This window comes from Prevotellamassilia timonensis (assembly GCF_021531665.1).
Lineage (GTDB): Bacteria > Bacteroidota > Bacteroidia > Bacteroidales > Bacteroidaceae > Alloprevotella.
In genome coordinates, this window is record NZ_JADYUH010000056.1 from 1 (window position 1) to 19,455 (window position 19,455).

The 19,455-nt window shown below is 51.6% G+C and carries 15 protein-coding genes; 12 read left to right on the top strand and 3 right to left on the bottom strand.

All coding sequences use genetic code 11. From position 1 onward, the window contains the following. Positions 1–728: 728 nt before the first annotated feature. The 5 genes from I6E40_RS08740 (at position 729) to I6E40_RS08760 (ending at position 8,869) form a co-directional block, all read left to right on the top strand. Positions 729–1,541 carry a glycogen/starch synthase gene (locus I6E40_RS08740; RefSeq protein WP_235386659.1) on the top strand — a complete coding sequence of 271 codons (813 nt, stop codon included), beginning with the start codon at positions 729–731 and terminating at the stop codon, positions 1,539–1,541. A gap of 91 nt (positions 1,542–1,632) precedes the next feature. Next, complete coding sequence (locus I6E40_RS08745; RefSeq protein ID WP_235386660.1) at positions 1,633–3,129, top strand: DUF4270 domain-containing protein; 1,497 nt, start codon at positions 1,633–1,635, stop codon at positions 3,127–3,129. A gap of 515 nt (positions 3,130–3,644) precedes the next feature. Next, positions 3,645–4,382 (top strand): nucleotidyltransferase family protein, encoded by a 738-nt coding sequence (locus tag I6E40_RS08750; RefSeq protein WP_235386661.1) that lies wholly within the window; start codon positions 3,645–3,647, stop codon positions 4,380–4,382. 161 nt (positions 4,383–4,543) lie between these two features. Beyond that, entirely contained in the window at positions 4,544–6,103 is a 1,560-nt protein-coding gene (locus tag I6E40_RS08755; RefSeq protein WP_235386662.1) for a leucine-rich repeat domain-containing protein, read from the top strand. Between the two features lie 48 nt (positions 6,104–6,151). Further along, positions 6,152–8,869: a M60 family metallopeptidase gene (locus tag I6E40_RS08760; protein WP_235386663.1), complete on the top strand. Its 2,718-nt coding sequence runs from the start codon at positions 6,152–6,154 to the stop codon at positions 8,867–8,869. Between the two features lie 395 nt (positions 8,870–9,264). On the opposite strand, the gene I6E40_RS08765 is transcribed toward I6E40_RS08760, so the two are convergent. Both I6E40_RS08765 and I6E40_RS08770 read right to left on the bottom strand, forming a co-directional pair. Then, a complete protein-coding gene (locus I6E40_RS08765) occupies positions 9,265–10,044 on the bottom strand; it encodes an N-acetylmuramoyl-L-alanine amidase-like domain-containing protein (protein WP_235386664.1) in 780 nt (259 codons plus the stop codon). A gap of 270 nt (positions 10,045–10,314) precedes the next feature. Continuing rightward, positions 10,315–11,361, bottom strand: a complete 1,047-nt coding sequence (locus I6E40_RS08770; protein ID WP_235386665.1) for a diacylglycerol/lipid kinase family protein — start codon at positions 11,359–11,361, stop codon at positions 10,315–10,317. A 380-nt stretch (positions 11,362–11,741) separates the two neighbouring features. On the opposite strand from I6E40_RS08770, the gene I6E40_RS08775 reads away from it, so the two are divergent. From I6E40_RS08775 to I6E40_RS08805, 7 genes are all read left to right on the top strand, one after another. Further along, the gene (locus I6E40_RS08775; protein WP_235386666.1) at positions 11,742–12,155 is read left to right on the top strand and encodes a DUF3127 domain-containing protein; all 414 of its coding nucleotides are present in this window, start codon (positions 11,742–11,744) and stop codon (positions 12,153–12,155) included. Between the two features lie 94 nt (positions 12,156–12,249). Continuing rightward, positions 12,250–12,933: a monofunctional biosynthetic peptidoglycan transglycosylase gene (mtgA, locus tag I6E40_RS08780; RefSeq protein WP_235386667.1), complete on the top strand. Its 684-nt coding sequence runs from the start codon at positions 12,250–12,252 to the stop codon at positions 12,931–12,933. Positions 12,934–12,942: 9 nt separating this feature from the next. Further along, positions 12,943–13,614 (top strand): LysE family translocator, encoded by a 672-nt coding sequence (locus tag I6E40_RS08785; RefSeq protein ID WP_235386668.1) that lies wholly within the window; start codon positions 12,943–12,945, stop codon positions 13,612–13,614. A 148-nt stretch (positions 13,615–13,762) separates the two neighbouring features. Continuing rightward, positions 13,763–14,359 (top strand): DUF4924 family protein, encoded by a 597-nt coding sequence (locus tag I6E40_RS08790; RefSeq protein ID WP_235386669.1) that lies wholly within the window; start codon positions 13,763–13,765, stop codon positions 14,357–14,359. 47 nt (positions 14,360–14,406) lie between these two features. Further along, complete coding sequence (gene rfbD / locus I6E40_RS08795) at positions 14,407–15,255, top strand: dTDP-4-dehydrorhamnose reductase (protein ID WP_235386670.1); 849 nt, start codon at positions 14,407–14,409, stop codon at positions 15,253–15,255. A gap of 345 nt (positions 15,256–15,600) precedes the next feature. Next, positions 15,601–17,169: a peptide chain release factor 3 gene (locus I6E40_RS08800; RefSeq protein ID WP_235386671.1), complete on the top strand. Its 1,569-nt coding sequence runs from the start codon at positions 15,601–15,603 to the stop codon at positions 17,167–17,169. 34 nt (positions 17,170–17,203) lie between these two features. Beyond that, positions 17,204–17,533 (top strand): hypothetical protein, encoded by a 330-nt coding sequence (locus tag I6E40_RS08805; RefSeq protein ID WP_235386672.1) that lies wholly within the window; start codon positions 17,204–17,206, stop codon positions 17,531–17,533. A gap of 135 nt (positions 17,534–17,668) precedes the next feature. Here I6E40_RS08805 and I6E40_RS08810 read toward each other — a convergent pair whose 3' ends face one another. Next, positions 17,669–18,886, bottom strand: coding sequence for an aminoacetone oxidase family FAD-binding enzyme (locus tag I6E40_RS08810; protein WP_235386673.1), 1,218 nt, complete (start codon positions 18,884–18,886; stop codon positions 17,669–17,671). Positions 18,887–19,455 lie beyond the last annotated feature (569 nt).

Here is a 19,455-nt window from a genome sequence, read left to right on the forward strand (position 1 = left end):
GCGCACCTAAGAAAAACTAGGAGCGCACCCGGTTAAAATTAGCCTACTCCTAATTTCACTTAGGTGCGCTCCTGAGTAAACTGCGCGCCGTTGCAGTGTAGGGTTTGCGCGTCGTTTTGTGTAGGGTTTGCGCGTCGTTTTGTGTAGGGTTTTGAACGCCTCCATGTAGCGTTCTGTGTAGGGTTTACCCCCACCTTTCGTGTGGGGTTTTGAACGCCTCAATGTAGGGTTTTGTGTATAGTTTGTGTATAGTTTGAAGCGCAAACTATACATTTCGTAACGCGCGGAAAATCAAAGGAATGCAGGGTTAAATGTAGGGTTTGTGTATAGTTTGTATAGTTTTTTGTTTCCCCTTTTTATTACGTATAGTGTAGAGTTGAAACGGAGTTACGCAGAACCCTACACGGCGATGACGGCGCCGCCGCTGTGTAGGGTTTTGAGTGGTTCTTCTCCACTGAATCAAAAACTACTTCAACCTGATTGATAGAACACCCTCTTCAATGGAGAGCCGAACCGCGCGACGCAGGTACTTAAAATAATCCAAAAACGCGAGTTTCAGATTTTTTTCGTAACTTTGCAGGGCGGAAAAATGGTCTGCCAAAATGAAGGACAGACCTTTTCAAAGTGAGAAAAATTCTCACAACCAGTCACCGCTTCACCTAACCTTGGTCAAAAATCGCCCGACAGGCGAAACAAACCGACCGATAAAAAAACAACCAACGTTTGTAATGGAGTGTAAGAAGATCCTTTTCATCACCCAGGAGATTATCCCCTATGTTTCCGAAAGTGTGCCCAGCAAGCACGGACGCAAACTTCCCGCCGTGTTCCAAGAAAGCGGGAAGGAAATCAGAACATTCATGCCCCGCTGGGGAATGATCAACGAAAGACGAAACCAACTGCACGAGGTCATTAGACTTTCGGGAATGAACATCATCATCGATGAAACAGACCACCCGCTCATCATCAAAGTGGCATCCATCCAAGCCGCCAGAATGCAGGTCTATTTCATCGACAACGATGACTACTTCCACAAACGCTTGATGTTTGCTGATGACAAAGGCACACCCTACGCAGACAATCTGGAGCGCGCCGTGTTCTACGCCCGCGGCGTCCTGGAGACGGTCAAAAAACTGAGATGGTCGCCGGACATCATCTTCTGCCAAGGATGGATTGCCGCCGTGGCTCCCTTCTACATCAAAACTGCCTACCACGAAGACCCGCCTTTCGTCAACACCAAGGTGGTTTCCTCTTTCTACAACGACCTGCCGCTCATTCAGGACGCTGAACGCGCCAAAGAACTCATCTGCTTCAGAAACGCCAACGCCAAAACACTGAAAGAAGCAGGAATCGACCTCGCCGACCCCCTGGCGCTTGGAAAAATGGCGGTCAGATTCAGCGACGCCGTCGTCGAAGGTGAAAGCGGAGCACAACCCGAACTGCTCCAATTCGCAGACTCTCTGAACCTGCCCGTCCTACACACTCCCGACGATGAACAATTCGGAGAGGCTTACAAGAATTTCTTTGATCAAGCATTCAAGTGATGAAAGAATAAGCACTCCACATCTCGCTCATTATCAGCACTCCTTAAAACATCAATTCTTTCATCCACACAGAACTTGAAGGAATCACGGTATGAAATCTTTCCTCAAAATCTTCTCCCTCCTCTCCGTCGCATTCGCCTGCACCGCCTGCGATGACAACACCGCCATGATTGGCATGGAAATCATGCCCGACGGAACCACAGAAGCCGAACCCAAAACCTTCCCCATCGAGACACAGACCGTCGTCGTGGATGCCGTGCTTGCCAACACTTCCACCTGCTATCTCGGCTGCGTCGTGGACCCTGAACTGCAAGTGAGAACCACTTCTGACTTCCTCGCACAGTTCCACATCCCCGAGAACTTCAGTCTTCCGAAAAAAGAAAAAATGCTCACCAACGAGCACGGAGAAGTCATCATGGACTCCTGTGACATCCGAATCTATTTTGAGGAATACTACGGAGACTCTCTCGCTACCATGAAAATGCGAGTCAGAGAACTCAGCCGAGAGAAAATCATGGAAGAGGGAGTGCAATACTACACCAACCTGAACCCGCAAGACTTCCTCGGAAACAACCCCGCCGTGGACAAGTCTCTCACCTACGCCATCAAAGACCTCAGCAGACCGGACAACGAGACAAGCGGAACAACCTACTACCGACAAGTCGCCATCAAACTGGATTCTACCTACGCTCAAAGAATTGCCAACCTCTACTACTCAAATCCGGAATATTTCAAAAACTCCTATCAGTTCATCCATCACGTCTGCCCGGGATTCTATTTTGAACACACCGGAGGACTCGGCTCCATGCTGACCACAGCCATGATGGGCATGAACCTCTACTTCCGCTACCACTCCACCACCAACGAAGGAAACGACACCATCGTTGACGGCATGCAGAGACTCGCCGCCACCGAAGAGGTCATCCAAAACACACGCATCGCCAACAACTATCCCGACGCACTGAAACCGGAAGAAATCAACAAAAATCCCTACACCTTCCTCAAAACACCCGCGTCCCTCTTCACCGAAATCAACATCCCGCTGACTGAACTCATTGCCGGCACACACTACAACGACAGCATCAGTCAGGCGAAACTCTCCATCAGACGCTTCGAAAAAACAAACGAGACGAAATATCCCATGGCGCAACCCTCCACCCTGCTCCTCATCCGAAAAGACAAGGTGAAGGACTTCTTCGAACAAGGATTGCTCCCGGACAGCAAAACTTCATTCCTCGCCACCTGGAGCACAACCGCTAAAGTCTATCAGTTCGCAAACATCGCAAAAATGCTCACAGACATGAAAAACGAACTGGACGCAAATGCCGGAGTGACAAAAGAAGATGATGAAGCCACACGCACAGCGAAATATGAAGCATGGCTCGAAAACGCTGACCCCGACTGGAACAAACTCATGCTCATACCCGTCAAGGCTGACTACACCACCACCCCCTCCTACTACGGACAAACCATCAACTCTCTCCGAAGCGTACGCCACGAACTCGGACTCAGTTCCACCAAACTGGAAGGAGGAAAAGACAATCCGCTCAACCTCGAAGTCATCTACACACGAAAATCCGCAAAATAAGAAAAAATATAGCGGAAAAGAAAACAAACCGCGTCCCAGAGACGCAAGCTCAAAACCACAACGGGCTGTGTCTGCAAATCAAAACATCAGACGCAGCCCGCATGATATATATAATAAGGTATAGGGGTGTTCTATAAAACTATAAAACTATGAAATAAAGAGCGTTCAAAAGAAAATGTGTACGCGTTGGTCGCTTTTTCTTCTTGGCATCCCTTTTTGCAAGTCTCTCAGTCGCATGGTTCGCCATGCGCCCTCCACTGACAAAAGTTCATCTCAAAGAAGTCGGAAATCAACTAAGTAATATGAAAACAATAAGTTGCGTCAGATTTGAATGACATTTTCGAGGTCAGATTTTCACCCGAAGAAGGAGCATAGCCGTAGCTATGTGACTGATGAGGTAGGAAATATGGACCGAAAAGATTTTCAAAGATGATGCAGGTTATTTTTTGAGGATTACTAAACCATGATTTATAGAACACCTCTTTAAAGAAATCCCCATCATTAGAAAAACAACCATGAACGCACTAATTCTCGCGGCAGGACTGGGAACCCGACTGCGACCGCTGACCGACCACACGCCCAAAGCACTCATCGAAGTGGAAGGGAAACCACTGCTCTACCACACCATCGAACGCCTGAAAAAAGCGGGTGCCACGGAAATCGTGGTGAACGTGCACTATCTCGGAGAACAAATCATTGACTACCTCGCCCGCCGAGACTGGGGAATCCCCATCGTCATCTCCGACGAGCGCAACCAACTCCTCGACACCGGAGGCGGCATCCGCAAAGCGGCAGCCTTGTTCTCCAATCCCAACGCCCCTCTGCTCATTCACAACGTGGACATTCTCTCCAACGCTTCACTGACGGAACTGGTGAAACGGGCGGAGGAGGCTGACGCCGCCCTCTTGGTGAGTCGCAGAGAAACAAGCCGCTATCTGCTCTTTGACCAATCCCTGCAGTTGAAAGCCTGGACCAACCGCAAAACAGGCGAGGTGCGCACACCCTTTCCGGAACTCTGCCCGTGCGAACTCACGCCGCTGGCATTCTCAGGCATTCACGTGCTCGGTCTCGGTGCTTTGCAACGCCTGAAAGAAGAACCGGAAAAATTCTCCATCATTGATTTCTATCTGCAAAACTGCGACAGCCTCCGCCTGCTCGGACTGCACCAAGAAAATCTGCAACTGCTGGATGTCGGGAAACCGGATGCACTGGAGAAAGCCCCGGACTTTCTGAAGAAAATTTCCAACGAATGAGCCGATTAATTCTTGATTTAGGGCATTGACCTCGTTTACAAAATACACCAATTTTGTAATCATTACTAAATTCTATCGTTGAAAGTTTGTGCAAGACGTCTTTTCTTTGCACCTTTGTCCCGTCTAATATGAAAAACAACATTAACATCAAATTTATTACTATGAGAAAAATTCAACACTTGCTATCCTTGCTCGCTGCCGGGATGCTCTTGGCTGTGCCTGTCATGGCGCAGACGCAGACCATCCGGTTGACCACTGCCAAGCCGGTCGGAGAGAGTCTCTCTTTCAGTTTGAACCAGCTGAAGCATGGTGCCACCGTGGACTGGGGAGACGGCATACCCCAAGAGTACCCTGCCTCCACAGATCCCGTGCTGAAAATTCAAGGTGAAATCAAAGGTGGAACCATCACCATCAGCGCAGACAAACGCCTGAGCACCCTCATCTGCGCAGGCCAGGAACTGACGAGCATTGACCTCTCCGAGGCTCCCAACCTCGTCTCACTCTATTGCCAAGGCAACAAACTCACGGCATTGGACGTGACCGTGTGCCCCCAATTGAGAGACTTGAACTGTGCCGACAATCAAATCACTCACATGTTGATTGACGCCAACAAAAACAAGTACATTGAGAACCTGAACATCTCCAACAACGGCATGCAGAATGTCGCTAAACTGACCGGAACCTCTCCGTTCGTCTATCGCATCAATACGCTCCGCACCGCAGACATCAGCGGAAACAAATTCACCGGAAGTTCTTTCAGCATGAACAGCAATCTGGACATGTTGGTTTCATGCAACAACAACCTCAGCGGAAAATTGGATTTGAGACTCGCTCCGTCCATCACCTCCATCGTCTGCACGGGAAACAACTATCAACAAATCATCGTTCCTACCTCAGGTTTCGCTAAACTGAGACAATTCGTGGCAGACGGAAACAACTTGGAAAAACTGGACCTCGCGCTCAGCCCCGAATTGAACACGCTCTCCGTCTCTCAGAACCAACTGACCAGCGTGAGCCTGAACGAAGACGTGGAACTCTATTCCTACAACTGCGAAGGAAACAAACTGACCTTCGCCACACTGCCCGGAAAGGACACAAAAGCGAGAATCACTCACTTCAACTACAACAACCAAGACCCCAACATCGACATCACTTCCGTGCTGAAACAGAATGGTGAAAACTACTACATCAACATCTGCCAATGGGTTGACAGAAACAAGGAGGAATCTTGGTTAGACCTCCGCGAATATGCCAAAAGTCCGGAAGGAGACAGACTGACCTTTGCATACTTTGGACGCAAAGCCGGAGAAACTGAATTCTCTGAGATGAAACTGAAAAAAATCGGTTCGCAAACAGGAGACTACAACGTCCAATCACTCACCGGTCAAAACGCCGGCGCCAGCAGCTTCTTCAATCCCTTCGAAGAAGCATACGTGGAAATCACCTTCCCCGCCCTCTATCCCGGTTTGTCTTTCACCACCACACACTTTGCCATCGTTGATCCGACTTCCGGCATTGCAGACCTGACAGTGGACAGCAAAGACGGTCTGGCACTGCAACCCGGAAAAGGAAGCGTGACACTCCAAAGCGCAAAACCCCAAGTCGTGAACATCTACGACGCTGCCGGACGCAGAGTGGTTCGCATGAACGTCCATGGAAACGAAACCATCACCCTCCCCTCCGGAATCTATGTCATCAACGGAAAGAAAGTGGCACTCTGAACCACATGACCACTTCCACTTTTTCACAAAAAAAGAACATCTAATCATATGAAACGCATCAAATATCTTTCCTTGTTTGCAGCCATCGCTCTCGGAAGCCTCTTCAACGCTCCCGAAGCCACAGCCCAGAACAAGCTCGTGGATGGCAGCTTCCCCGCCATCATCACACCGCACAATCAAACCGTGAGCTATTTGGAGCGCACACTCTGCTTCCAAATCACTGCCAACGTGCCCTTCACCACCACCACCAACTCGGAATGGATTTCAGTGGAACAAGGAACTGAAGGAACGGTCTATGTGCACCTCCAAACAAACCCCTTGTCCGCAAAAAGAGAAGGCAGCGTGACTTTCTCCAACGAGGAACAAGGAATCGCAGAAACGTTGGTCATCACACAAACCGGAAATGAAAGCTTCAACGAACTTCCGCAAGATGACTTCGTCACTCCCACCGGAGGTTCTGCCAACACATCCCAATCCACGAAGCCTTTCTCCATGAGCTACGACGGAAACACCGCCACCTTCTGGCACAGCTCCTGGAATCCTGACTTCGGACTCTCCGAAAGCAATCCCGTCGTGCTCATCTATAACTTTGACAATGCAGAGCGCATTGACTATGTGAACTACATCACCCGTAGTGATGGAACTCCCAACGGATACTTCGGCAAGGTGAAAATCTACGCTCAGTGCGGAGACGAAGAAGCCTACACACTCATCTCCGAGTTGGACTGGCAAAAAACCGCCGGCGCCCATCGCTACGACTTCAACACTCCCCTCACCAACGTCAAATCCATCAAATTTGAGGTGCTCAGCGGAAGTGCTAACTATGCCAGCTGCGCTGAAATGCAATTCGGCATCAACAATCGCTCCACACTCTTCAGCATCTTCAAAGATTCCTCTCTCTCCGAACTCAAAGAAAGCGTGACACAGGAAGACATCAACGCCATCGAAGATGACTTCGTCTCATCTCTCGCACAGGCGCTCTTCAACGGAACCTATGACAAGAACTATCGCGTAGCTGACTACATCTGCCGCATCTCTCCGCAGGCATTCTCCAATGAGATGAACGCACCCGGCAAACTCTACGACCAGAACGCCGGCGTCACCGGCATCAGCATCAGCAAGGGTAAGCATGCCATCGCCGTCAGCGGTCTTGAAGAAGGACAGAGCGTCCCGCTCCACGTCATCGCCTGGTTCGAAGGAAAGTGCAGCGGAAACTTTGACGGAGGAAACCCCGTGGAATATGACTACAGCCTCTCCAACGGCATCAACATCATTGACTATCCCTTTGCCTACGATGGTCTCGCCTATGTTTGCTACTATTCTGACGTAAACTGGGACCTCAAACCCGCCATCAAGGTTCACTTCATCAACGCAGAGGTGAACGGTTATCTCAGCCTCGACAAAACCAACGAAGAAATGCACCAGATGTGCGCCGACGCTCCCAACGTCTGCATGGATGTGGTCGGAAACAACGTACACTCCATCTGGACCAGCCACGGCGTCAAGGACTACTTCCCCAATGAGAGATCCAAAGGACTCTATGGCAACTGCGTCGCCACTGACGGCACTTCCCTCGGCTATCGTCAGTTCATCCACGTCTTGGACTCCCTCGCCATCTGGGAACACGAAATCATCGGTCTGCACAAATATAACCGCACTCCCAACAACTTCACCTGTGCATACGTGAACTTCACTTACTACATGTTCCAAGGCGGACGCGGCGTAAGTTTCCACGTGGATCAGGAACCGCGCGTGCTCAGTTGCAAAACGCTTGTCTATAACGACGAAGACGCCATCTGGGGTCTCTCCCACGAATGGGGACACCAGCACCAGATGCTCCCCTACTTCTGCTGGTCCGGACTCGGAGAAGTCAGCAACAACATGAAGTCCTACTTCAACATCATGCGCATGGGCTACACCAACAACCGCATGACAGGAACCAACGACGGAACCGTGAATCCCAACAGCCAGTATGCAAACGCACGCAACATCTTCATCAAACACGACTATTCCAATGTCTATGCCAGCGAAGTGAAAGGCGCACCCGCATCGCTCAATAGCACCAAGCGTCACCTCGCCTACACCTACGCAAACGAATTGCAGAGCGCAAAAGCACGTGAGTTCGCACTCACCATGAAGGACAGCATTATCACTCAGTATACCGTGAATCCCGCCAAAGCCGTCTCCATCCACGAAGTCGGTGTCGGTGAAACGCTCTGCCCCTACCTCTTCCTCTATGACTACTTCATCCAGAACGGTGTGCCCGACATTGCACAAGACTGGTATGAAAGCCTTCGTCAAAACGATGAACCGAACGGCTCACAGGTTGAAAAACAAGGTGCTGTTGATAAATACGAACTCCTCGCCTCTGCCATGAACGGCAACAAGAACAACAAATACGATGAGTTCGCAGAGAAATATCCCACAAGCTGCTGGAACACGGAAGGCTACCTCGTCAAAGGAAACCACTGGTATCAGAACTCCGCTCCCTTCATGATGAACTGGGTGCGCAAGGTTTCCCGCATCACGAAGTACAACCTCCTTCCCTACTTCGAACGCTGGGGCTTCTTCCGCCAAGTGGCCATGCGCATCGGCGACTACGGCAACAAGTGGATGATTATCACTCCCAAAATGTACGACGAGTTCAAGACTGACATGGATGCCCTCGTCGAAAGCGGAGAAATCCAAGCCATGCCCGAAGGAATGGTGGAAGCCATCTCCAACGTACAGGCAAAACTCCAGCCCAAACCCGTATTCCCGAACTAACACTCACTTCCGGAACTTCACCGGAAACGAACCTCAAACAAAGACTGCGTCAGCAAAAGCCGACGCAGTCTTTTTTATTGTGGACCGATAAAACGAACTCCAAATAGTTCAGTCAAATAAGAGTCAGGAAGGTGAAAAACAAGAGTCAGGAAGGTGACAAACAAGAGTCAGGAAAGTGACGAACAAAAGTCAGGAAGGGGACGAACAAAAGTCAAGAAGGGGACAAACAAAAGTCAGGAAGGTGACGAACAAAAGTCAGGAAGGTGACAAATAAGAGTCAGGAAGGTGACGAACAAAAGTCAGGAAGGTGACGAGCAAAAGTCAGGAAGGTGACGAAATAAAGGGAAAGAAAATGACAAAATAAAGGGCAAGAAGACAAGATGATTCCTACTCCCCTACTTCAGTCTCCAAGCGCAGATGCCGAGGAAGGAGGAGCGCCGGGTCAGATAGGCTTGTAAAGTTTCGGGAGTTTCCAAAACCTTGTGGAACTGCGAGGAGGCGTGGAGCAAATGAATCCTGCCGTCCTTTCCCCACACGGCAAAACCAACGTGGGCATAGTCCAACCCCGCTTTGGACGTGACCACGCCAATCACGTCGCCGTCAGCAATGCCCTTCAACCTCGATGCCGAAAGACCCGTGTGACGCTGGGGCAGCATAACGCCATCGGCAGGCGTTTCGTGCTCCATGAGACGAATGGAGTCGGTGCGCTCCGGACGATTCTTCAAAAAAGGATAGGAGTCGGGGTGGTCGCTCATGTAACTCACGACAAAACGATGTTTTTCCAACAAAGACTCGGGAAAACTGACCGGCGTCATGAAACCGCGTCTCACTTTGTCGGCAGTCCACCAAGAGAAATAGTGAAGACGAGAAAGCACGGCGCAATGACCGTCACGATAGCGCAGGTTGCGGAGATGCCCGCAATAGTCCGCAAACGACACACTGCCGCTGCGGCGCGTCATCACCAAGGCACAGACGGTCTCAACGAAAGTGGTGCAATCCAACTGACGGAGATTCACCACCAATCTTTCCTCACCGGGCTTCTCAAGTGTGGCACCCACATAGGGCACACCCAAAAACTGACGTGCGATGAAAAGCACGTCAGACGTTTCATCGCTCGGCTGACGAAGTTTCAAGAGTTCGACGACACGGAGTGAATCGGCGCGAGTGTAGTCCAACTCCACCGCACTTTCACTCGATGAAGAACCATTGAGGACTTGTTCACTCGTAGAGTTCGCCGCGCCTTCTTCACCTCCCTCCGACGCATGAGCGGATGAAGGTGTCGCATTGCACGAAGAACAGGAAACCGTTAAAAACAAAGAAACAAAGAGAGGAAAGTGCATAGGAAGTGTTATAGGTGTTATGAAGAATCAAGACTTACTTGAGACGGCTGCGGAAAGCGCACAATGACACGTCTCAATGAGTGAAGATTGAAGTGTCCCCCCGCCTCACCTGCCCGAAGTGAATCTCTCGAGCCATGCTTTTCCGGAGCGTTTGAAGCCGTTGTGAGCTTCTTTCAAAAAGCGTTCCGGGTCACGAATCCATTCGTGGAAAAGGCGTGGGAAGAGACGTGCGCCCAACACCGAGGTCGGCGTGAGGCGGAAGCGTCGTTTTGATTCGTTCACCACCACGTTCAAACCTTGGCGCACGAGACGGATGTCAATCTCCTTTCCCGTCATGAAGGCATCGCCGTCAAAATGAGCCGGTCCGTCCTCTTCACGAAGGATGTGAAGATGGTCCGTGCGAAGCGTGCGAACGTGACTGCTCTCCGGCAGCGTCCCGGCAAAAAGTTGCAGAATCACCTGAGGCGATTCAATCGTGCTGAAAGGCTTCATGATGACCACATCAAGAAGACCGTCTTTCATGCTGGCATAGGGCGCAATCAGTGCGTCGTTCCCATACTGCGAAGCATTGGCACAGGCAATGAGAAAGGCAGGACAGGTGGTCGTCTCGCCGTGATTCGTGATGGTATAAGTCTGCGGCTTGTAGGAGAAACCGGAAAACAACGTGTTTTCCACATAAGTCTTGAAGCCGCGCTTCCCTGCCTCGGCAAATTTTTGGGAAACATAGGCGTCAAAGCCGATGCCGCAAGTGCAGAAGAAAGGATGCTCGTTGATGCGACCGAAGTCAAGAGTATGAATCACAGCGCGGTTGATAATCTCAATCGCTCCCTTCGGCGCCAGCGGAATGTCAAGATGACGCGCCAGCCCGTTTCCGGAGCCGCAGGGAACGATGGCAAGCGCCGTGTCCGTGTGAACCAGGGCACGCCCCACCTCATTGACCGTTCCGTCTCCTCCAACGGCGACGACAACGTTCACCCCTTCCTCGACAGCGCGACGCGCCAATTCCTCGGCATGACCGGCATGTTCTGTTTGAAGCACACGTGGTTCTTCAAAGACCTCTCTGTCCGTGAGTTCAAGCGCCAACTCCGCCACGCGCCGTTTGCGTTGCGTGCCGGAAATGGGATTGACGATATAGACGATGGACTTTTTCATGAACCTTTGGGACTTTGCTTTGAAAAGAAGTAAGGGACGTGCTGAGAATTAGAACACCCCGTGAATCAGAGAGTCGGAGCGAAGTTAAGAAAAAGTGAAGTTGGAAGCAAAAGACTGAAAGTTTTTTTGTACTTCACACTGTGCAAAGGTAATTACACAGGCAAGAAAGTGTGATTTTGGAAATTTTTATCGTACTTTTGCGGAGTGGTATGTGCGCACCACACTTGCGCCACCCACTTTTTCTCCGGATTCAGCGGGCATCGAGACGCTACGCCGCACCTGTCTCGCGAAGTTCTTTCTTCTGAACAACTCCTTCAGGGAAATATCCTAATCCGCTGAAAAATAATAAAGAATATATACTCTTAACACAAACATATCTTATGGAAATCACCGGAAAAATCATCGTAGCCAACGAGCCGAGAGGCGGCGTGTCCGCCCGCACGGGTAACAGTTGGAAAATGCAGGAGTTCGTCCTGGAAACCATGGAGCAATATCCCCGCAAATGTATGTTCAGCGTCTTCGGCGAAGACCGTCTGCGCGAATTCAACATTCAAGTGGGCGAGGTGCTGACCGTCTCTTTTGACATTGAAGCACGCGAATATAACGGTCGCTGGTACAATGACGTGCGCGCTTGGAAGGTGCAACGTCCCGACGCCGCTCCTGCCGCTCCTGCCGCTCCCGCTGCGCCTGCTGCACCTGCTGCACCTGCTGCACCTGCTGCACCTGCTGCACCTGCCGCACCCGCTGCTCCTGCCGCACCCGTTGCCGGCACAGTAGACGATCTTCCCTTCTGACAACTTTTTGCGACCCTTTGGGAACAGCGCTGTCTGACCGCGTTCCCAAAGGGCTGTTCTTTTCTCCCTCTGCCTCAGAGACAACCTTCTCGTGATGTTCACCTTCAAGACTATCACCAAAATTCTGAAATGGCTGGCGGTGGGTTTCCTGGCAATCAGTGTGTTGTCCGTGTTGGTTTACCGCTGGGTGCCGGTCTATGTCACTCCGCTGATGTTGATTCGCTGCGGCGAGAGCATCATCGATGGCAAAACACCCGCCATTCATCATCGTTGGGTACCGCTGGAAGAAATGAGCAAATACATGCCGGTGGCAGTCATTGCCTCGGAAGACGCCAACTTCCTCTCTCACCACGGTTTTGACTTTGACGCCATTCGCTCCGCCGCCAAAGACATGAAAAAAGGGAAACGCCGAAGAGGCGCCAGCACCATCAGTCAGCAGACAGCCAAAAACGTCTTCCTCACCCCCTCCTCCACGTGGCTGCGGAAAGGACTGGAAGCCTACTTCACCGTGCTGATTGAACTCCTCTGGTCAAAAGAGAGAATCATGGAGGTCTATCTCAACAGCATTGAAATGGGACCTCAAATCTATGGCGTTGAAGCCGTTGCGCTCCGCCACTTCGGCTGCCAAGCCTCAGAACTCACCCGAGCAAACTGTGCGCTCATCGCAGCCACACTTCCCAATCCACTCAAATTCAGTTCGCTGAAACCATCGCGATATATGCGTAAACGACAGAAGCAGATTGAACACGAAATGCGATTCGTGCCGCTTCTGCGCTAACGGATGCTTATGGACAACAATATTTTCGTTGAATTTGCCAGTCCCTTCCTGCTGGTTATCAAAGGACTTCTCGTGGGCATCATCGCCTCCGCGCCGATGGGACCCGTGGGCATTCTTTGTGTGCAACGCACCATTCGGAAAGGTCGAATCTTCGGCATCGTCACCGGTGCCGGCGCCGCACTGAGCGACATCTTCTATGCCCTCGTCACCGGACTGGGCATGTCGTTGGTGATGGACTTCATTGACGACAAAGAGAATCTGTTCTGGTTGAAACTCATCGGCAGCATCATGCTCTTCATCTTCGGTATCTACATGTACCGAACCGACCCGAGAAAATGTCTCCGCCCCTCCTCTTCCGGCAAAGGCACTTTGATTCACAACTTCACCACCGCTTTTCTCGTCACGCTTTCCAACCCGCTCATCATTCTTCTGTTCATCGCCTTGTTCAACATGCTGACGTTTGTCATTCCCGGCAACTTCTTTGGACAATGCGTGGGCTATCTTTCCATCGTCGCCGGAGCCATGCTCTGGTGGCTGGGGTTGACCTACGTCATCAACCGCATGAAACAGAACTTCAGCAACCGAGGCATCCTCGTGCTGAACCGAACCATCGGCGTGATTGTGCTCATCTGCTCGGTGGTCTATGCCGGCATGACGCTCTTCAACCTCTCGTTCTATTAAGGGGTGTGCTATAAATTACGGAATAAGGAACGTTCAAAAGAAAGTGCTTACGTTCTCAACCTAATTTTTAGAACACCCCTTAAACGGGATTTCCACCTAAAACTGAGCGGCACGCCCTCGCTTGGTCCTTTGAAAATTCACTTTCCTCATGATAATTGCGCGAAAACTTCGCCAACAGAACTTGGCTGAATACCTGCTCTACATGTGGCAGGTGGAAGACATCCTGCGTGCCTTCCACACGGACGCCGACACCATTGCTGAACAATATCTCTCCCGATTTCAACTGAAAGACGAAAAGACGATGGAGGAGATGAAGCAATGGTATGCCGACCTCTGCCGCATGATGCACGAAGAGGGCGTGACAGAACACGGACACCTGCAAATCTGCCAAAACGTGCTCATACAACTCAAAGACACGCACCGCCTCGCCATGAAATGCGGGAAACACCCTGCCTACGCCGCAGCCTATCACCGCATCCTGCCCTTCATCGTGGAACTCAGAGCAAAGAACAAGCAAGCGCAAGACACCTCAAAAACCTCGGAACTTTCAAAATCGTCTCCCGCCTCACTCCCGGAGATTGACACCGCCTTTGAGTTCCTCTACGGCATCATGCTCTGCCGCCTGCAACACCGTGAAATCACGCAACCCACACAGGACGCGGCACAGCAACTCTCCCACTGGCTCGGCATGCTCTCCGAACTCTTCTTCCGACAGAAAGAACACCCCGAACAGTTTGAGGACTAATCTTGAACCACAGCCACACCGCATCGAACCCTCTACACATTATATATATGAAAACCATTCTTGTCACAGGATGCAACGGACAGTTGGGCAGTGAACTGCGCGAACTGGCACCGCAAGAAAACGAAGACGTCAGGTTCATCTTCACCGACAAAGACGAATTGGACATCACCGACCGAAAAGCCGTGAACCTCTTCATGGAACAACACGCCGTGTCGGTCGTCATCAACTGCGCCGCCTACACCGCCGTCGATAAAGCCGAGAGCGACGAAGCACTCTGCGAACTCCTCAACCACACCGCACCGGAGTATCTCGCCGAAGCCGCCGCCGCCGTCGGTGCCACCATGATTCAAGTCTCCACGGACTATGTCTTTGACGGCACCGCCTGCACCCCCTATCGCGAAGACGACCCGACCAATCCCCAAACGGTCTATGGTCGCACCAAACTCGCAGGAGAAGAAAGCGTCATTCGCAACTGCCCCGGCTCCATGGTCATCCGCACCGCCTGGCTCTACTCCACCTTCGGCAACAACTTCGTGAAAACGATGATTCGCCTCGGCAAGGAGCGCGACACACTGGGCGTCATCGCCGACCAAATCGGCACCCCGACCTACGCTCGCGACCTTGCCAAAACGATTCTTCTCATCGTTGAAAAAGGCATCGTACCGGGTGTCTATCACTACACCAACGAGGGCGCCTGCTCATGGTATGACTTCGCACAGGCAGTGCACCGCCTCGAGGGCATCCGCTCCTGCCGGGTCAAGCCGCTGACCACAGCCGACTACCCCACCCCGGCGCAACGCCCGCACTATTCCGTGCTTGACAAATCCAAAATCCGACAGACCTACGACATCACCATCCCCTGGTGGTTTGATGCGCTGAAAGAATGTTTGAAATAATTATAGACGACAAGCCAAATCCCAAAAGTTGTCTCCGTTGTCCCCCGTTGTCAAAGTTGTCTCCAAAACCCTTTGACTCTTTGACTCTTTGACTCTTTTTCTCTTTGACTCTCTGTCTCTTTGTCTCTTTGACTCTTTGACTCTTTGTCTCTTTGACTCTTTGACTCTTTGACTCTTTGTCTCTTTGACTCTTTGACTCTTTGTCTCTTTGTCTCTTTGTCTCTTTGACTCTTTGTCTCTTTGACTCTTTGACTCTTTGTCTCTTTGTCTCTTTGTCTCTTTGTCTCTTTGTCTCTTTGTCTCTTTGACTCTTTGTCTCTTTGCCCCCCTATTGCCCCTTAGTACATGAACCAAGAAATATCTCGCAGACGCACCTTCGCCATCATCTCTCACCCTGACGCCGGAAAGACCACGCTCACCGAAAAACTTCTGCTCTTCGGTGGTCAGATTCAAGTCGCCGGTGCCGTCAAAAACAACAAAATCCGAAAGACAGCCACCTCCGACTGGATGGAAATCGAAAAGCAGAGAGGAATCTCCGTCACGACTTCCGTCATGGAGTTTGACTATGAAGGCTTCAAGGTGAACATCCTTGACACCCCGGGTCACCAAGACTTTGCCGAGGACACCTTCCGCACCCTCACCGCCGTGGATTCCGCCATCATCGTGGTCGATTCCGCAAAAGGCGTGGAAGCACAGACGCGAAAACTCATGACCGTCTGCCGAATGAGAAAAACGCCCGTGCTCATCTTCGTTAACAAGATGGACCGAGAAGGCAAAGACCCGTTTGACCTTCTTGACGAACTCGAACAGGAACTCCAAATCAAGGTGCGCCCGCTCTCCTGGCCCATCAACCAAGGAGCACGATTCAAAGGCGTCTATAACATTTTTGAAAACAGTCTCGACATCTTCACACCGGACAAGCAGAAGGTGACGGAAAAGGTGTCGGTGGACATCCACAGCAATGACTTGGAAGCACACGTCGGCGATGCTGATGCGGAACGCCTCCGCCAAGACTTGGAACTCATTGACGGCGTCTATCCCGCCTTTGACGTGAACGACTATTTGGCGGCAGACACTGCCCCCGTTTTCTTCGGCTCCGCCCTCAACAACTTCGGCGTGAAGGAGTTGCTCGACTGCTTCGTCAAGATTGCGCCCTGCCCCCGTCCCACCGTGGCAGAGGAGCGCGAAGTCAATCCCGAAGAGGCCAAGTTCAGCGGTTTCATCTTCAAAATCACCGCCAACATCGACCCGAACCACCGCTCCTGCATCGCCTTCTGCAAGGTCTGCTCCGGACGCTTCGAACGAAACAAACCCTATAAACTCATCCGCACGGGAAAAACGCTACGCTTCTCCTCTCCCACCCAGTTCATGGCGCAGCGCAAGACCACCATCGACGAAGCCTGGGCGGGTGACATCGTCGGTCTCCCCGACACGCAGACCTTCAAAATCGGCGACACACTGACCGAAGGCGAAGACCTACACTTCCGCGGCTTGCCCTCCTTCTCTCCCGAGTTGTTCAAATACATTGAAAACGACGACCCGATGAAGACGAAACAGTTCAACAAAGGGCTCGCACAACTCATGGACGAGGGCGTCGCTCAACTCTTTGTCAACAGTTTCAACGGACGCCGCATCGTCGGCACCGTGGGACAACTGCAGTTTGAAGTGATTCAATATCGTTTGGAGAACGAATACAACGCCCGCTGCCGCTGGGAGCCGGTTCATCTCTACAAAGCCTGCTGGATTGACAGTGACAACCCCGCCGCGCTGGAGGAGTTCAAAAAGAGAAAGTATCAGTACATGGCAACCGACATCGAAGGTCGCGATGTCTTCCTCGCTGACTCGGGCTACGTGCTGCAAATGGCACAGCAGGATTTCAAGGACATACGCTTCCACTTCACCAGCGAGTTCTGAGAAGTCTGCGTCAGCGAAATCAAACGTCCGAAACATGAGAATCGGAATGCGCAAGCCTTCTGTCAAGAAGGCATTCATGGCAAGAACAAAGGGGTATGGCACGCGAATAATCAAGCGTGCCATTATTCCTTGGTATGGAAAACGCGGCATGGGCTGGGTACATCCCATGCGAGCCATCTACAACCGCATCTACTATCGCCTCACCTTCAGCATCTTCGACCTCTTCAAGTCCGACGCGCCTCGGCAACGGCGCAGAAGAACCGTTGCCCCTGCCGGTAGTTCAACCCATCAAGGTGCCTTCGACGGATGTCTTGAGTTCCTCATTCTCCTCCTCATCGCCGCCGCCATCATCATTTTCCTGTGAGAAAAACACGCCGTCAAAACTACGTGCTGCAAACGGCAGACTTACTGCCTAAATCGTTTTTCCATTGCTGTCCGACAAACGTCTTTTGAAATTTGCTCACAGTCGGCAGGGCTGTGAGCGTGGATCGTGGATCGTTCAAACTCCCCTTGCCACGACTTCTGCCATGGTCCAGGCGGCTTGCAGATTGAAACCGCCGGTGACGCCATCGACATCGGTGACCTCGCCCGCAAAAAACAAGCCTTTCTGCGTCTTGCTCTCCAACGTCGCACTGTCCAGGGCAGCGAGCGAGACGCCGCCCGCCGTCACAAACTCTTCCTTGTGGGGCACGCGTCCCGTCACCTTGTGCGTGTCTGCCGTAAGCACGGTCACAAGTTTGTTGTACTGTTTCTTCCCCATCCCGCTCCAACGCGTTTGCGGATGAATGCCGGCACGCGCCACCATGAACTCCCACATTCGGGAGGTGAGAACGCGCTGCGCGGCATCGCCATCAAAAGCGGGTACCGTGCCGATGACCAATTTGTTCGGATGGCTTTGCGCAAAGTCGCGCAACGCCTCACGCACCTGTTCCTCCCCTAACTCACCCATCCAGTTGATGACCAAGTCGGCGCAACAGGCTTTCTCTGCCAGAAAGCGGGCGGCGTAGCTGCTCAGTCTCAGCGTGGCGGGACCGGAGATGCCGTTGTGGGTGACGAGCACGGTGCCGCGGGCACGGCATTTGGTACCCGGAAGGACCAGTTCGGCGTCTTTGACCACGGCACCGGACATCTGCTCCAAACCGGCGGGTTCGAGTTTGAAAGGGAAAAGACTCGGCACGGGCGGCACAATCTCCATGCCCAAGCGCGCTAACCACGAAAAGCGGCGCGCACCGCCCGTGGTGACAACCACGGCGTCGAACACGCCTACGCTGTTCTTCGCTTCGGCAAACACTTCCCACTTTCCATCCTCTCTTTTTTCGATGGCGGCGACGCGCGTTTGGAGTCGCAGGTCCAAACCTCGACGCAGCACTTCCACAATTTCCATGGCGTTTTGGCTGACGGGAAAGACGCACTCGTCCTCCTGAGTGACGAGGCGCACACCGTGCTCTTCAAACCAGGACATCGTGTCCCAATGGTTCCAAACGTGGAACAGGCGTTTCATCAGTTGGTGTCCTCGCGGATAGACCTCACGCAAATCTCGCACGAGGGCAAAACTGTTGGTCAGATTGCAGCGTCCGCCGCCCGTGACGCTCACCTTCGCCAAGGGTTTGGAGTGGGATTCGAAAACGGTGACCTTTGCTTCGGGGCGCAGTTCTTTCAGTCGCTGCGCACAGAAACAGCCTGCCGCGCCGGCACCGATGATGGCGATGTTCTTCATGCGGGAATGGATTAAGGGGTGTCTGAATTTATGGGATAAGGAGTGTCATCAAAGCACTGCGATGGCAAAGATACGGAAAAGATGGAGAAGGAGCGGTGGCGGTCCACTCGGGTTTCAGTCATGTAGGGTTTGCACGCTTGTCACCGCTTCCTCTATACGTATAAAAAAGGGGAAACAAAAAAACTATACAAACTATACATTGAACCCAACACAAACCCTATATCCATCTGATTTTCCGTGCGTTATGGAATGTATAGTTTGGGGCGCAAACTATACACAAACTATACATTAAACCCTACATTGCAACTAGAGAGACAAAGAGACTAAGAGACAAAGAGACTAAGAGACAAAGAGCTAAGAGACAAAGGGCAAAAGACAAAAGGACCGCCTTTTTGAAACATTAATGTTCATGAATTTGATTCATTAATAAGCCATTAATTGGTTTTGGAATACGAAACGCGCGAAATGTTCAGAAATTTATGGGACAATTAATGGGCATTAATGGAGAAATTGAAAAGCCCTTCCCTTTAGGGAGGGGTTGGGGTAGGCTTTTGAAAAGCCCTTCCCTT